This is a genomic window from Draconibacterium sp. IB214405 (genome assembly GCF_033963885.1).
Taxonomy (GTDB): domain Bacteria; phylum Bacteroidota; class Bacteroidia; order Bacteroidales; family Prolixibacteraceae; genus Draconibacterium.
Genome location: NZ_JAXBMA010000001.1, coordinates 967,389 through 983,831, shown reverse-complemented (window position 1 = coordinate 983,831; position 16,443 = coordinate 967,389). Strand labels below are relative to the sequence as shown.

At 40.0% G+C, this 16,443-nt stretch carries 16 protein-coding genes; 9 read left to right on the top strand and 7 right to left on the bottom strand.

The window, feature by feature from the left end:
- Positions 1-24 precede the first annotated feature (24 nt).
- The gene (locus tag SLH46_RS03665; protein ID WP_320279795.1) at positions 25-543 is read right to left on the bottom strand and encodes a Crp/Fnr family transcriptional regulator; all 519 of its coding nucleotides are present in this window, start codon (positions 541-543) and stop codon (positions 25-27) included.
- A 484-nt stretch (positions 544-1,027) separates the two neighbouring features.
- Between SLH46_RS03665 and SLH46_RS03660 the strand changes: the two genes are divergently transcribed.
- The gene (locus SLH46_RS03660; protein ID WP_320279794.1) at positions 1,028-1,972 is read left to right on the top strand and encodes a glycoside hydrolase family 43 protein; all 945 of its coding nucleotides are present in this window, start codon (positions 1,028-1,030) and stop codon (positions 1,970-1,972) included.
- Here SLH46_RS03660 and SLH46_RS03655 read toward each other — a convergent pair.
- From SLH46_RS03655 to SLH46_RS03630, 6 genes are all read right to left on the bottom strand, one after another.
- Positions 1,959-3,347, bottom strand: coding sequence for a sulfotransferase (locus SLH46_RS03655; protein ID WP_320279793.1), 1,389 nt, complete (start codon positions 3,345-3,347; stop codon positions 1,959-1,961). The two genes, SLH46_RS03660 and SLH46_RS03655, sit on opposite strands and share 14 nt — an antisense overlap.
- Entirely contained in the window at positions 3,344-3,487 is a 144-nt protein-coding gene (locus tag SLH46_RS03650) for a hypothetical protein (protein WP_320279792.1), read from the bottom strand. Before SLH46_RS03650 ends, SLH46_RS03655 begins: the two co-directional genes overlap by 4 nt.
- Positions 3,480-4,751: an arylsulfotransferase family protein gene (locus SLH46_RS03645; RefSeq protein ID WP_320279791.1), complete on the bottom strand. Its 1,272-nt coding sequence runs from the start codon at positions 4,749-4,751 to the stop codon at positions 3,480-3,482. The genes SLH46_RS03650 and SLH46_RS03645 overlap by 8 nt, the downstream gene beginning before the upstream one ends.
- A 53-nt stretch (positions 4,752-4,804) precedes the next feature.
- Positions 4,805-7,132, bottom strand: a complete 2,328-nt coding sequence (locus SLH46_RS03640) for a GH92 family glycosyl hydrolase (protein WP_320279790.1) — start codon at positions 7,130-7,132, stop codon at positions 4,805-4,807.
- A gap of 225 nt (positions 7,133-7,357) precedes the next feature.
- A complete protein-coding gene (locus tag SLH46_RS03635) occupies positions 7,358-8,734 on the bottom strand; it encodes a DUF4270 domain-containing protein (RefSeq protein WP_320279789.1) in 1,377 nt (458 codons plus the stop codon).
- A gap of 199 nt (positions 8,735-8,933) precedes the next feature.
- Entirely contained in the window at positions 8,934-9,734 is an 801-nt protein-coding gene (locus SLH46_RS03630; protein ID WP_320279788.1) for a glycogen/starch synthase, read from the bottom strand.
- A 151-nt stretch (positions 9,735-9,885) separates the two neighbouring features.
- On the opposite strand from SLH46_RS03630, the gene panC reads away from it, so the two are divergent.
- From panC to SLH46_RS03590, 8 genes are all read left to right on the top strand, one after another.
- The gene (gene panC / locus SLH46_RS03625; RefSeq protein WP_320279787.1) at positions 9,886-10,722 is read left to right on the top strand and encodes a pantoate--beta-alanine ligase; all 837 of its coding nucleotides are present in this window, start codon (positions 9,886-9,888) and stop codon (positions 10,720-10,722) included.
- A gap of 19 nt (positions 10,723-10,741) precedes the next feature.
- On the top strand, positions 10,742-11,092 hold the full coding sequence (panD, locus tag SLH46_RS03620; RefSeq protein WP_045031375.1) for an aspartate 1-decarboxylase: 351 nt from the start codon (positions 10,742-10,744) through the stop codon (positions 11,090-11,092).
- 69 nt (positions 11,093-11,161) lie between these two features.
- Positions 11,162-11,644 carry a D-glycero-beta-D-manno-heptose 1-phosphate adenylyltransferase gene (rfaE2, locus tag SLH46_RS03615; RefSeq protein ID WP_320279786.1) on the top strand — a complete coding sequence of 161 codons (483 nt, stop codon included), beginning with the start codon at positions 11,162-11,164 and terminating at the stop codon, positions 11,642-11,644.
- Positions 11,645-11,709: 65 nt separating this feature from the next.
- Positions 11,710-13,068, top strand: coding sequence for a DNA repair protein RadA (gene radA / locus SLH46_RS03610; RefSeq protein WP_320279785.1), 1,359 nt, complete (start codon positions 11,710-11,712; stop codon positions 13,066-13,068).
- A 183-nt stretch (positions 13,069-13,251) separates the two neighbouring features.
- Positions 13,252-13,638: a DUF4296 domain-containing protein gene (locus SLH46_RS03605; RefSeq protein ID WP_320279784.1), complete on the top strand. Its 387-nt coding sequence runs from the start codon at positions 13,252-13,254 to the stop codon at positions 13,636-13,638.
- Between the two features lie 8 nt (positions 13,639-13,646).
- Positions 13,647-14,837, top strand: a complete 1,191-nt coding sequence (locus tag SLH46_RS03600; RefSeq protein ID WP_320279783.1) for an amidohydrolase family protein — start codon at positions 13,647-13,649, stop codon at positions 14,835-14,837.
- 190 nt (positions 14,838-15,027) lie between these two features.
- Positions 15,028-16,041, top strand: coding sequence for a tRNA dihydrouridine synthase DusB (gene dusB, locus SLH46_RS03595; protein WP_320279782.1), 1,014 nt, complete (start codon positions 15,028-15,030; stop codon positions 16,039-16,041).
- 5 nt (positions 16,042-16,046) lie between these two features.
- Positions 16,047-16,427 (top strand): YkvA family protein, encoded by a 381-nt coding sequence (locus SLH46_RS03590; protein ID WP_320279781.1) that lies wholly within the window; start codon positions 16,047-16,049, stop codon positions 16,425-16,427.
- The last annotated feature ends 16 nt before the right edge of the window (positions 16,428-16,443 follow it).

Here is a 16,443-nt window from a genome sequence, read left to right as displayed (position 1 = left end):
AGAAACCAAGCGACGCAAACATTTTCATTTACATTTGTTGATAAAATCCTTTCGAGCCCGGCTTAACTGTGTGGGTGTAATTCCTAAAAAATTGGCAATGTGATAGTGTGGAATACGGTTTATCAGTCCCGGATATTCCTTTAAAAAGAGTTCGTATTTCTGTAACGAATCGAGGTTTAGCAATGCTACCAGCCGCGACTGCAACTGTGTATTTAATTGCTGAAAAGCCTCGGTTATCACTTTGGTTATATCCGTATCGACATTTACATGTGCCATTATCGTGGCATAATCGGCAATCGATAATTCGCATTCATCAAGTGCCTCAATACTCATCTGCGTTGGTACATTGGGAATATAACTGCCAATAACCATATCGCCTTCGTTGTAAAAGTGGGTGGTAATTTCGTTACCGTCAACATCGAGAACAAAACCACGAAGCACACCTTTAACCAAACGTCCTATTTTACGGCACTGGCCCCCCTCTTTCAGAAACAAGTCGCCTTTTTTTAAGAACTCGGTAGCATGTAATTTATCGATAAGCATTTGCCGGTTTTGGTATTTCGATGGTTACGAGCAGCGAATTTAATGAAAATCAGCGGCAAACCGGAAAGCTTTACAATTTATCTAATGCGTACTAAAAAAGAAAAGATCGCAAAACGATCTTTTCTCAATAGAGTAAATTTGGGAAATATTATAAAAGGGACTAGTTTGCTATTTAAGTTATATTCCGGCTAGTAGAACTTATACCGTTAGCAATAAAAACAGCAATCCATTAACACTAATAAGGGTCATTTCTTGTATAACATCATCAAGATATGAATAAAACCAATACAAAGTAAAATACTTTTTAGTATTTATTTATCTTTTTAACCAATTTGTAATAATTCTTCATCACCAATATTAAAAATAAGCAGGCTGCTGTGTTTGTGTTTCAAAGAAATTGATGAATGATTTATAGGAAAATTATCCGGCGAAATAACTTCAAATTAAACATCTCATTGATTAATTTTGAGCAAACAAATTAATTATGAAACAATTTCTATTCAGCGTCCTGATTCTAATCGCCTTAGTTTCCTGCCAGTCAAACACCCAACCCAAATCTGTTTACCTGTTCTCTTATTTTAAAGATAACGGACAGGATGGTTTACACTTAGCCTATAGCAGGGATGGTTATCACTTTCAGGCTTTAAACAACGACGCTTCGATTCTTACGCCACAAGTAGCCGACGATAAATTAATGCGGGATCCCTGTATCATTCAGGGGCCGGACAAACGTTTTCATATGGTGTGGACCGTAAGCTGGAACGACGGAGGAATTGGTTATGCCAGTTCAGAAGATTTGATCAATTGGTCGGAACAAAAATTTGTACCGGTTATGCAGCACGAACCAACTGCCAGAAATTGCTGGGCACCCGAAATTATTTACGATGATGAACAGCAACAATACATGATCTACTGGGCAACAACCATTCCCGGGCGCTTTGAAGCCGGCGAGGCACAGGGCGACAGCGAATACAATCATCGTATGTATTACACTACCACCAAAGATTTTGTAACGTTTACACCAACTGAACTATTATATGATGAAGGTTTTAATGTTATCGATGCTGTTATCAAAAAAATTAACGGCGAATACTTTATGTTTCTGAAGGATGAAACCCGTTATCCGCCTAAAAAGCACATTCGTATTGCCAAAAGCACCTCGCTTTACGGTGGATATACACTGAGCTCTGAAGCCATCTCCCCCGATTGGGTGGAAGGGCCAACAGTTGCCAATGTTAACGATTTCTGGGTACTGTATTACGACGAATATACCCGCCATCATATGGGAGCAATGCGTTCTGCCGATTTAGTCAACTGGGAAGTAATAAACGACAGTATCAGCTTTCCGGAGGGAACGCGACACGGAACTGTATTTAAAGTAAAAGAAGCGGTGTTGGATAATTTATTGCAAGCGTTTAAAACGGAGTAGAATCATTCAACTGCTGGTAGATTTGCTCCGCTGTTTGCAGTAGTACTTCTGAATAATTTTCTGTTCCTTTTCTATTATTCACAAATGAAGGATAATCAGGAACCGGGGCGGAAATACCGGCCTTAGCCAATATTCTACCGATTGTATTTTTGGGATCGCTGCAATAATGCTCATAGTTTATCACAAGCGTATTCTCATGTCGAATCGTTAAAACATAACTGTAGTAATTTATCCAGCTCTGTAGCCAGTAATCCAGATTATCCTTATCCGGATCATCGAATTCCGGCGATGCACTGAACTTAAACGCTTTCTGATTTAGGCCAAACTCATGATGCCCCAGCCAATTCATGTACTCCAAAACAAATGGATCATCATTCTGAAGCTTTTTATAATCGCGATGTTTTTCCAATAACGACATGGCATGTGTTAGCGGATGGCGAAATAAAATCACCATCAAAAAATCGTTGTTGAATTTTCTGACCGACTTATACCTTAATAAAAAGTTATTGTTCTTTGCCAGATAAGTTTTTGGATCGTCCTGTTTTATCAGCGACTGGTAATCGAGATAGTCGTTATAATCTTCAGGTGTAATCTCATATTCCGACAGACAATTGTCATCAATATATGAATCCTTGGCTTTTACTTTAAAAAAGTACTCTTCCAGCGCTTCGTTCGAGTTAAGGCCAATCATTATACCATCATTATGGCTACGCTCTTTTGTCGCCTCATTTTTAGGCTTATATAATTTCTTCCAAAGATTAGGAGCCAATAAAAAAGGCATGTTTGCATAGCCCAGCGTTACAAACTCATCAATTTTTGCGAGGTCGTTCATTAAACTCGTTGTACCCGCGCGCGCCAATCCCGACACCACAATAAACAGTTCTTTTGGTTTTGTTTTTTTCGACCTGTTTTTTCGCAACTCGTACTTAAACAACCTATTTTCAAGATAGTAGTTATTCAATGCCATTCGATGTAATAATCTCGACAATTCGGAATAACCATTTTTGTTTTGGGCACCCAATGGAATAAAAAAAGCCAGTGTAGCACCCAGCGAGATGGCCAGAATGGGGTAAAACGTAAAAAACTCGAGCTCCTTTAGGTTTTGATCAGCGAAGAAAGAATAGATGAAGACCGGGACACTGCCAATGCCAATGGCAACTACTAATAGCAAAATAAGTTTAAGAAGGACTACAAGTAATTTATTGGTATGATGCTGAACCTCTACAACCTTCTGTTCTTCCGCCTCGTCCGATAGCAACTGATTTACCACCGAAAGACTGCCTTCTGCTATTGCATAAAACAGGTTTCGATAATATCGAAGGATTATTGCAATAAGAAAAAAACCAATGAACAGAACAGCGTAAAAAATCATCATTTATTTTTCTTCTTGAACAACTGTTTGATCTTGATCCAAAAGATATAACCAAATGCAAATAATACAATTCCACCGATTATAAACATCAGTACAATCGTTCCAATTCCCAGTCCGGGACCTATATACAGTAAATTACTCATAATCTTTAATTATTCTCGTCCAGTTTGTCAGGTGATGATACCCTTTGTGTTGCGACTGAAATACATTTTTATACAAAACCTCATCTTCTTTTATTATCCACACAACACCGGTATTTTGTTCTTCAACAAAGTATGTCGAACTATCCAGGAAATCGACCAGTCCCTCGGTGTATGTAAATATTTTATTGGCCCTGAAAATGGAGTCGCCCACAAACGACAGCTTATCACCTTTAAAATCATACTCAACAAGGTTCGAATAAAAATCGCCCGCAATAACTAATTTGCTCGAATCGGCTGGTACCGCCTTCCCACCGGTCGATCCAACAGCATAGTAGTTATTATTAAAAAATACCAATTTATCGTCGCCAATAAAATCAACATCGTGCTGGCTTACAAACGGTCCTTCAATAACATTTAGTACTTCGTTTGTTGAAGGTCGGTAATGAAAAATTATTGAAGGACTTCTCAGACTTATAAAAAGATCGCCCTCGTTATAATAGGGTGTAGTTTTAAAAGCAGGTTCAATATCGTTAATATGAAGAGGATCTTTAACCACTTCCGACTTTAACAAATAAGCCGCAAGATCGTTCTCTTTCAATATTTCGGCAACCGATTTATGAAACAATATTTCACCGGTATCGGATTCTATTTTCGTAATAAAATTGTCTTTGAAGAAAACACTTTGACCACGCAAATAATACAAGCCAGTGGCGTAATATACCGGCTCAAAAGTACATACCCAAATATCACCATTACTATCGAGGTTCAGCGAATGGTTGGCATGAATCTTATTTTGTTTCCACAAAACATTGCCCAGCGAATCAATTCGCTGCATGCCTTTCCCCTCGAAATTATAAACCAACTCTTTATTCGGAAACAATAAGGGATTATTGATTCTGTCGTGTTCCTGATGCGGATTTTTTACATTCCACTTATAATAGATCGAATCATTTTTCAAATTCTGAAGAACAATCGATCGGGTTCTTCCGGTGTCGGAATAAGCATATAAAGCCAACACATCTTCTTCAAGGTGGTTTATAGATTTAAAATCGTCAGGAGTAGGAACAAATGTTTTTGGTAGTGTTTTTACCTCTTCCACCGATTTTGAAAACATATCAGGAAAGGTGTACATAAACTTTACAGGTCCGGTTAAAAAGCCAAAGTTTTTGTCTCCGTCTTTTATATGGCTTACCATCCATCCAAATACCGCCAGTAAAAAAAGGAATATGACTGTAAACGAAAATGTTGTGAGTGCTTTTTTCATAAAACGTCCGGAAAATTTAAATGAACCACAAATATAGAGATTAATAACAAATATTATTTCAAGGGCTGAATTTCATTACTCATTTCAAACACCAAATCGCCACCTTTTATTAAATCAAAATGCGAGATTTTTGTGCCTTGAATTTCTTTGCCGTTCAATAAAACTTTGCTGACATATACATTCTCTTCGCTTTGATTTTTAGCTGTAATCGTTAACTGATTTCCATTTTCAAAAGAAACAACAGCCTTTTTCACCGATGGGCTTCCTAATTCGTAAAATTCCGATCCGGGTGCCAGCGGATAAAAACCAAGACTGTTAAAAATGTACCAGGCACTCATTTGTCCGGCATCGTCGTTTCCACAAAGGCTGTTAACCTCCGCTCCGTACATTGTTTTTAAGATCATTCGCACCCGGCTCTGAGTTTTGTACGCTTCGTCGGTGTAGTTGTATAAAAACGGAATATGGTGCCCCGGCTCGTTACCATGCACATAGTTTCCGATCATACCATCGCGGGTAATGTCTTCGTTCTTTTCAATGTATTTATCGTCCAGTTCCATGGTAAACAACGAATCAAGCATTCCCGACAAACGTTTTTTACCACCCATCATTTCAACCATATCTTCCACCTGGTGCGGAACATACAAACCGTAGTTCCAGGCATTGCCTTCGATAAATCCTTGGCCGTGTGTGTCCAGCGGATCAAATTCTTTTTTGAATTTACCGTTTGATAATTTCGGACGCATAAAACCAATGGAAGGATCGTAAACTTTTTGATAAGCCGTTGAACGCTCCAGAAATTCGTTTTCAACAGCTGTATTTCCGGTGTTTTTAGCAATCTGTGCTATACACCAGTCGTCGAAGGCATATTCCAGTGTTTTTGAAACGGAGTATGAATTTAAATCCTCCGGCACATAGCCGTATTTCATGTATTCACCAATTCCATGAAAATACGGAACTTTAGCTGTTGTAACCGCTGCTTCCAAAGCTCGCGTCCGGTCAAAATTACCCACTCCTTTTACCACAGCATCCGCCAGAACGGTTGTTGAATGGTAACCGATCATACACCAGTTTTCGTTGGCGTAATGGCTCCACACCGGCAACATATGATGTACACTCTGGTCGTAATGCGCGAGCATCGATTTTATCATGTCGTTGTTACGTTCCGGTTGAATAAGGTTAAACAAAGGGTGTAGTGCCCGGTAGGTATCCCACAGCGAAAAAATGGTATAATTGGTAAATCCTTCCGACTGGTGAATATTCTGGTCCAGTCCACGATAACTGCCATCAACATCTTCGTAAATTATCGGGCTGAGCATGGTATGGTAAAGTGCGGTATAAAATGTTCGTTTATCTTCTTCCGAAATACTTTCCACATCAATTTTTGCCAGCTCGTTATTCCATTTTTCCTGAGTTTCTGATTTTACCTTTTCAAAATCCCAATGCGGAATTTCTGCTTCAAGGTTATTCAAGGCACCTGCTGTACTCACCGGCGACAGCGCAAATTTCACCTGAATCTTTTCGTTTTCAGTTGTACTGAAGTTAAAATAAGCCCGAATGTCTCGCCCGGCCATTTCGGGAAAATTTTCTTCCTGTTTAAAATACCTGTAATGACCATCGTAGTTATCCTCGTCATACTTTTTGTGGCCATAACTTTTAAACGGCTTCGAAAACTGCATAGCAAAAAATACTTTTCTTGTGCGGCCCCACCCTTTTGTTTGACGGTAACCGGTAACCAGCGAATCGTTCTCAACACGCAAAAATGTCCAAACGTTTTTCTGACCGTAATGGTAAATATTATAAACAAGGTCGAGAATAATATGTGCATCATCGGATTTTGGGAAAGTATATTGATGAAATCCCACACGCTCGGAAGCTGTTAATTTGGCGTTTATATTGTAATCATCCAGTTTTACACTGTAAAAACCGGGGGCAGCCTTTTCATTTTCGTGCGAGAAAACAGAATAAAAACCTTTATCGCCATTTTCTTGCTTAAGTGGCTCCAATACCAGATTTCCGGTGGTTGGCATCACCAAAAAGTCGCCAAGGTCGGAATGCCCGGTGCCACTAAAGTTTGTATGCGCAAAACCAATTATTGTTGTGTCGCGATACTGGTAACCGGCACAATATTCATACGTTTTTTTATTGTAGCTGCCATCGGGATTAAAATAGGGCTGCATATCGGTTTGCGGCCCCAGCTGAACCATTCCGAAAGGCGCTGTAGCTCCCGGAAATGTGTGTCCCATGGTGCTTGTTCCAACCATTGGATTTACATATTGGCAATAATCTGTTTTGGTACTTTGGGTGGCTGTAGTTTCCTGCTTTGTATTGCTACACGAGACAAATAATATTAGCAGGATCGCTAAAGAGAATAGTGGTTTCATTAAATTCTATTTTTTGTAAACCGGAAGCCGTGTTAATTGCTTCAGATTTTCTTGACATGATACAGACCTTGATTAAGTCTGAATAATTAAGTTGTTGGTTTCTGCCTGTAAAAATAGAAGTTTCAATGAATATTAATCAGGTAATACAACCCGATTTATTACCATTTATACGATAATAAGAAATGATTTGTGAACTTGTCGTTATAAATTAGAATCAAACGCGGCCTATTCCAAAAATTTGGTATAGGTAATTCGCATTTGCACTCCGTCGTCCTTAGCGCTTTTCAGAATTACCCTGTTCGCAATATCAACACGCTTACCGGTAGTTACATAAAATCCCTGGTTGCCCACAAAAAGGTCGTCTTCAGGATCAGTAACATCTATAATCCGCTGCACGTGCTGCGTAATGTTAAAGCTGTAGGTATAATCGCTGGTATCTAAATATCCGCCATAGTAGGTTGGATTAAAGAAATAATCGATAGGTTGGTATTCTTCGCCATCAGGAGCCACAAAAGTAAAGAGCAACTGGCTTGGCGGAGGATAATTGTGAATATCGCTGGCGATGGTATCCACATGAAAAACAATTTCAGCTTTATTGATTCCCATGTTAACAGAGTCTTTCCAACTTTCAAGTCCGGTAATTGTAATCCGCGATTTTAAACCACCGGTTGGTTGTACATATACCAAATCCTCTTCTACATCTTCGCTATCCAGATTTTCCAGAAACGGAGTGCCGGTGTAATCATGCACAATGGCACTTACACGTGCACTGTTACTGGTAATTAAATAGGCCTGCGACATGGTATCCGGCTCTTCGTCGTCCTCCAGATCGATGGTATTTTCGTCGTTATTGAAATAAACCAACAATGCTGATCCCTGGAAAGTACTGGTTGGAAGTGTATGGATGTTAATCAAAGCACCTTCACCCGAAACATCTTCGCTTTCGATATAAAGCCCTTTAAAATATTGTAAAAACACGTCGTTATTAATCATGTCCAACGAATCGGCGCCAATTAACTTCTCTCCAAGCGAATTCGCCAACGGAATAGTTAACAACTGATAATTGGTATCCTGAGTAGCAGAGTCGAGTTCAACTTTCGGATTAAAATCAAATTCGGCTAAAGGAACAGTTGAAGCCATCGATTTTAAATCGATATCCTGCGTGTATTCAACATCTGTAGCCGGCAAAAGATCGCTTTCCATCTCATACACTTTTAAACGCTGTGTGGTAAGTGTATCACCATAAATGTTTCGGTAAAAAATGTATAAGCGAACCGAATCGACCACAGGATTAGTTCCAAAATCGGGGTATTCGGTTAAACGGAATTGCGAAGCAAAATGTGCAGTAGTTTTTCCAAAAACAGGATCTTTAAAACTACCCAGCAAATTAACGCTGGCTTGATTCGACACAAGATTGCTTTCGGAAAATGTGAAAGATGCAATTTTGTCGGACACTGAAATATTCCGAACATTTATAAGATCTTCTTCAGGCAGGACACCCAGACCCAGGTCGTTTTGCTCGTTATTACATGCTACAAAAGCACTTACCGCAACCAACAAAACGCCCAACATTTTTACTAACTGCACCGTATTGTATTTCATCCTATAATTCCAATTAATTACACGAAGCAGCACACACTGCAGCAAATAAAGCTGAGCTTTTAAACAGTTATGGTTGCTTCTTCAAATTTCTGATTTCTGAAAAATTACACAAACATAGAAAATTACTACAAGAGCGTTTCTGAAATCAGATGAAAATTGAACTTTTTAAATATAATTTTGATTCTTTAACACCAAAAACTTACACTTTGTCGTAAAACTCGTTGTAAGCGTCAATGTAAGTTTCTTTTGGCTGGTAATCAAGGAATAGTTTACCACTATCTTTTATATGCGATACTACATCAGCATTGATGCTTTCACTTCCCTGGATTACTGCGTCAGAGTAATCAACGGCCATTTTGCTAACATTGGCAAACGTTGGATCCTCAATAGCCTTAACATCATCTTTTGTAATACCTTCTAACAGTAACTTTTCGTTGAATTTACTGTCAAGCGTATTTTTAAAATCGTCGTTATAAACCGAATACACCAGTTTCGAATTCTGGAATAACGGATCGTTGTAGTAATACTTTTTAATATACAACGGAACCAGCGAAGTTAGCCAGCCATGACAATGAATGATATCTGGTGCCCAACGTAGTTTTATAACCGTTTCCAGTACTCCGCGCGCAAAAAACACAGCCCGTTCGTCGTTATCTTCAAACTCGCTGCCATCGGCATCGTGCAATACGGCTTTACGTTGAAAATAATCTTCATTATCGATAAAATACACCTGCATACGCGCTGCCTGAATTGAGGCAACCTTTATGATAAGCGGATGGTCGGTGTCGTTAATAACAAGGTTCATCCCCGACAGGCGGATCACCTCGTGTAACTGGTTTCTTCTCTCATTCACACAACCATAACGAGGCATAAATGTCCTAATCTCTCGCCCTTGTTCCTGAACGCCCTGTGGCAGGTATCGTCCAATTTCCGACATTTCACTTTCAGGCAAGTAGGGAGTAATTTCTTGTGAAATATAAAGGATTCTTTTCTTTTCCATGAACCAAATAAGTGCAGTTAAAAACAGGGTGCAAAAATAATAAAAATAAACGAAATGTCAAGTTAAGTTCGTTAGTTCCAGTTACTATCCTTATTTTTTTCGATGTTTTAACAATTAAAATTACTTACTTTGCAGCCGCAATTTTTTAGCTATGAAACTGGTTAGTACAGTACAAGAGTTACAGACTGAAATACAGTGCATTGCCACAGGTAACAAAGTAGGTTTTGTACCTACAATGGGGGCATTGCATCAAGGACATATTTCGTTGGTAGAACAGGCCGTATCGGAAAATCCGATTGTAGTGGTAAGTATTTTTGTAAATCCAACACAATTTAACGATCCGGGCGATTTGGAACGTTATCCACGCACGCTCGAAAACGACATGAAATTATTGGAACCAACAGGTTGTTCAATCGTTTTTGCACCCAATGCTAAGGAGGTTTACCCCGAACCGGATAAACGTAAATTTAACTTTGGAATTTTGGAAGAGGTGATGGAAGGCAAACATCGCCCGGGACACTTTAACGGTGTAGCACAGGTGGTTAGCCGTCTTTTCGACATGGTAAAACCTACCAAAGCCTACTTCGGTTTGAAGGATTTCCAGCAATTGGCCATTGTTAAAAATATGGTGAAACAACTACAACTTCCTGTGGAAATTGTACCTTGCGCCATTATTCGCGAAGAGAGTGGTTTGGCCATGAGTTCGCGAAATGAATTATTGACAGAAGAACAACGGAAAAATGCGGCCGTAATTTCGGAGACTTTGTTTAAAGCCAAAGAACTTAAGGAGCAGAAATCCGTACAAGAAATCACGGACTGGGTGACCGAAACAATAAACAAGAACCCGTTCCTTGATGTTGAATATTTTGAGATCGTTGACGACGAGCAGCTGCAAGCAGTGAAAAACTGGGAAGAAAATTCGACAAAAGTTGGATGCGTTGCTGCTTTTTGCGGAAAGATCAGGTTAATTGACAATATAGTTTTTTAAGACCGAAATAAGCATAGTTATGCAAATTGAAGTTTGTAAATCGAAAATACACAAGGTTACCGTAACTGAGGCTAACCTGCAATATGTTGGAAGTATTACCATCGACGAAGATTTGATGGATGCTGCTAACCTTATCGAGAACGAAAAGGTACAGGTTGTGAATATTAACAATGGCGAGCGCCTGGAGACTTATGTTATCAGGGGCGAGCGCGGATCGGGAACCATTTGTTTAAATGGTCCGGCAGCACGTAAAGTAGCAGTTGGCGATGTGGTAATTATCATTTCGTACGCTTTAATGGATTTCGAGGAAGCCAAAACATTTAAGCCAAGTTTGATCTTCCCCGATATTGAAACCAACACAGTAGTTTAAAATACATTTTAAATAAATACAAACCTCGTGGTTTAACCGCGAGGTTTTTTTATTTTTATACGTATGAACTTGAATACCAAATCAAAGATATTTCGCGATTTTAAATCATTCCACCCTCTTCTTAAAACCTGGAAAGAAAGCGACAACACCATCGTTTTTACCAACGGTTGTTTCGATATTATACATAACGGACATGTCGATTCCCTGCAAAAATCGGCAGCATTTGGCACCAAACTTATTGTTGGCCTGAACTCCGACACATCGGTAAAGTTATTAAAAGGCGATAAGCGCCCGATTTTAAATGAACAGCCACGAGCCGAAATTCTGGCTGCCTTTGCGTGTATTGACGCGGTAATTATTTTTGAGGAAGAAACACCTGCTGATATTATTGCAAAGATTATCCCGGATGTTTTGGTAAAAGGTGCACAATACGAAATTCACGAAATTGCGGGTCACGATACTGTTCTTAATAACGGTGGAAAAGTGGAAACGCTGGAATTAATTGAAGGGATATCAACCAGCGAAATTATTGACAGAATAAAAAAGCTTTGAGAAACTTTGTGGAACCTTAGTGTACTTTGTGGTTAATCTTTTTCACAAACAAACTAGCATACAAAATGGCAAAAACAAAAACCATATACACTTGTCAGAATTGCGGGGCGCAATCGCCAAAATGGTTAGGAAAATGCTCTACCTGCAACGAATGGAATACGTACGTGGAAGAGATTGTAGAAAAAAAACAATCTACGAGTAAACTCTCCGTGCAGATTTCAGGGAATCAACCCATCACGCTCGAAAACATCGAAATGGCCAGAACCCAACGAATTTCGGTTGGTATTGAAGAATTTAACCGCGTTTTGGGTGGAGGAATTGTTCCCGGATCATTGATACTTTTAGGTGGCGATCCCGGAATCGGGAAGTCAACATTGGCACTTCAACTGGCAATGGGTTTAAACGGGAAAAAGATATTATACATTTCGGGCGAAGAAAGCCTGCAACAAATTAAGCTGCGTGCCGAGCGACTGAGTAATAAAACAAGCGACTGCCTGTTTCTGAGTGAAACATCGCTGGAGCACATTATTGCACAAGCCGAACAAGCAAAACCGGAGTTGTTGATCATCGATTCTATTCAAACCATTTCAACCGAACTTATAGAATCATCGCCCGGCTCGGTTGGACAGGTTCGCGAATGTACTTCGGCTATTTTAAAATTTGCCAAGAAAAACCATGTTGCCGTGGTGCTGATCGGACACATTACAAAGGAAGGTAGTCTTGCCGGGCCAAAAGTGCTGGAACACATGGTCGACACCGTTTTGCAGTTTGAAGGCGACACCAATTATATGTACCGCATTTTACGCTCGAATAAAAACCGTTTTGGCTCCACTAACGAGCTTGGTATTTTTGAAATGCGCAGCGACGGTTTACGTGAAATCACCAATCCATCGGAGCAGTTGATTTCAAAGGTAAGCGACGATGTAAGCGGAACTGCAATTGCAGCAACCATCGAAGGTGTGCGACCTTTCCTGATCGAAATTCAGGCTTTGGTAAGTTCGGCTGCATACGGAACACCGCAGCGTTCGTCAACTGGCTTCGATTTGCGACGTTTGAATATGCTTTTGGCGGTGCTGGAAAAACGGGCTGGATTTAAACTCATTGCAAAAGATGTTTTCCTGAATATTGCAGGCGGACTAAAAATAAATGATCCGGCAACCGATCTTGCTGTTATCTGTTCCATTCTTTCATCCAATATCGACATTGCCATTAATCACAAGATATGTTTTGCCGGCGAGGTGGGATTAACCGGCGAAATACGTGCAGTAAGCCGCATTGAGCAACGTATTGCAGAAGCCGCCAAACTGGGTTTCTCACGCATTTATGTTCCCTCGTTGAACAAAGGTTTTGATGCCTCAAAATTTAAGATCGACATTGTTAAAGTAAGCCGCGTGGAGGAAGTATTTAAAACTATATTTGCTTAAAAGAATATAGGAATATCGGTATGATTCGTCACCCTGAACTTGATTCAGTGTCTATGTCGGTAGATGCTGAAACGAGTTCAGCATGACGTTCTAAGAGTAATAAAATTAAAACTACATACAAATAAGCTTTTTTAACGACCTTTTTTTGATAAACGATTCAACTATTTATAATTTGGCGCCACAATGAAAAAGGCTTTCCTGATATTATTTATTGCCGTGTTCGCAATCACAGCTTGCGAAGATGAGATCATGACCAAACCAGAGCATTTGATCAAAGAAAAGAAAATGATCAATATGCTGGTTGATGTGCATTTGGCCGATGCCAGTTTTACGCATTTCAGGTACGATTCAACGATGATAAATCAACGAACTGAAAACTTTTATTATTCGGTTTTAGACAAGTACGAAGTGCCTGATTCAGTTTTCGAGCAATCGCTGGTTTACTATGCCAGTTTTCCAAAAGATTTTGAAAAAATGTACCGAAAGGTAATGAGCCGTTTGAGTGAAATTGAACAGGAACATTCGGGACGTAAAGAAGAACTTCTTAAATTTGAAGAAGAAGAAAAATAATCAATAAGGTGAGAAAAATCGCCGCCACATACGTCTTCCCCGGAACAGCTTCGCCAATAAAAAATGGAAATCTTGTTTGCGACGACGCAGGAACAATAATCGACATACTTGATCGGGGTGATTCATTCAGAGAAGAAGCCGGAGTGGAGTTTTACAGCGGCATTTTGGTTCCCGGATTTGTAAATGCACATTGTCATCTGGAGTTCTCCCATCTGCATAACAAAATCGAAAAACATAATGGCTTTAGCGGATTTCTGGAGCAAATTAACCGATTAAGAGACGAACCGGCTGACAAAGAAAAGGCCATGCAAATTGCCGATCGAAAAATGTGGGCAGCAGGAATTGCAGCTGTTGGCGATGTTTCCAACTCCGAACTTTCGCTTTCGGTAAAACAGAAAAGCAAAAACTATTACCATACTTTTGTGGAAGTTTTCGGATTTCACCCTTCACGTGCCGAAAGAGCTTTTACCAAAGCGGTTGAAGTAGTTGAATCATTTGAAAATGCAAAACTTAGTGCATCTCTTGGTCCGCATTCACCCTATTCGGTATCTCAAGAACTGTTTGAAAAAGTAAAGAATTACGCTGAGCAAAAAGGAGGATTGTTTTGCATTCATAACCAGGAAAGCACAGCTGAAACGGAGTTCTTTTTATCTGGTTCAGGCGATATTTTAACCCATTTCCGAGATAACTTAAAATTAGAAACCACCCATTGGAAACCAAGCGGCAAATCTTCCTTACAATCTATTCTGCAGTATCTGCCAAAAGAAAATCAACTTTTGCTGGTGCACAATACCCACACCAAAATTTCGGATATTGAAGCACTAAAACAAGATCGCGATCTTGCCAATACTTATTTTGTACTGTGTCCGAACTCTAATCTATACATTCAAAACGAGCTGCCTCCGGTGGATCTCTTGCGGAATGAAGATTTGCAAATCTGTTTGGGAACCGACAGCCTGGCATCGAACACTGAACTTTCTATTTTGAAGGAAATGCTCACCATTCAGCAGAATTTCCCCGATGTTTCGTTGGAAGAACTGATCTCCTGGTCTGGCTTTAACGGCGCCAAAGCGCTAAATATTACAGATACGTTTGGCTCGTTTGAAGAAGGCAAAAAACCCGGTGTAAACCTGATTACCGGTATCGATTTCAAAACAATGAAACTGACCACAAATGCAAAAGTTAAGCGACTGATTTAAACCAAGTTCAATCCCAAATATTTGGTTATTTTTGCAGCAATTTTCAGATAAATGATGAAACGAGTATGATTTTATTAATCGTTAAATCACTCGGGAAAAATGATTAATAAAATTATGCGAGAGCGAAGCGGTTCCATGAGTTCAAATTTTTTAATTAACTCGTTTACCGATAATTAAAAACTTTTAACGAATGAAAATTGGAAACATAGAACTGGAGGGCACTCCCCTTTTTCTGGCACCGATGGAGGATGTCACCTACAAGTCGTTTAGGATGATGTGCAAAAAATTTGGCGCCGATGTAATGTACACCGAGTTTGTATCGTCGGAGGCTTTGGTGCGCGACATCGAGAAGACCAAACAGAAAATGCATTTGTTTGAATTCGATCGCCCGGTGGCCATTCAGATTTATGGACATAACATCGACTCGATGGTGCGTGCAGCGCAGGTGGCCGAAGAATTTGAACCCGATTTTATCGACATCAATTACGGTTGCCCCATGAAAAAGATCGTGCGACATGGTGCAGGATCGGCGATGTTAAAAGACGTGGACAAGATGCAGAAAATGACTGCCGAAATTGTCAAGGCCGTTAAAACTCCGGTTACCGCAAAAACACGATTAGGCTGGTCCGCGGGCAACCTTCCAATTGTTGAAGTAGCCGAACGATTGCAGGACGCCGGAATTCAGGCACTTGCCATACACGGACGAACACGCGAACAATTATATACCGGAGAAGCGGACTGGACCTTGATTGGTGAAGTGAAGAATAATCCAAAAATTCAGATTCCAATTATCGGCAACGGCGATATCAACAGCGGTAAAAAAGCCAAACAATTGCTTGATGCAACCGGTGTTGATGCGTTGATGATCGGACGCGGAGCGATCGGTCGCCCGTGGTTATTTCGTGAGGTAAAGCATTACCTGCAAACCGGCGAAGAACTGCCACAACCAACTGTTAACGAAGTTGTGGAAACACTAAAAGAACAACTCCGGTTAAACCTTGAGTGGCGCGACAATGAACGATCGGGGATTTTAATGATGCGCCGTCATTTTGCGAAATATTTCCCGGGATTGCCAAATTTCCGTGAACTTAAAATTCAACTGTTGCGCGCCGAAACAAACGACGATGTTCACGCAATTCTGGAAAACATAATAGAACAGTACGGTGCTATTCAGCTCGATTTTTCAACGGCCAGCTTAAAATAAAAACAATGGACGACAAGTATTCAAAATATTTCTCGGAACAATCGCTGTGGGACAAGCTTAGAAAGTTTGGAAAAGCTGCCGGAGCAAAAGTTGTTTATGCCGTTTTGTTGTTGTTTTATACCTTTCAGGACAAAAGTGTTGGCATAAAAACAAAACTGAGCATTGCGGCTGCACTTGGTTATTTTATTTTACCCACCGATGCCATTGTCGACCTAACTCCAATAATTGGTTACAGCGACGATTTGGGCGTTTTGCTTTTCACCTTGTCGGCCGTTGCTAAAAGTATAACCCCGGAAATCAAAGCCAAAGCACACGAAAAATTACACGATTGGTTTGGTGAAATTAATCCTGAAGATCTTCAGGAAATTGATAAAAAGACTTTTTAGGACTCTTTTACAAGCA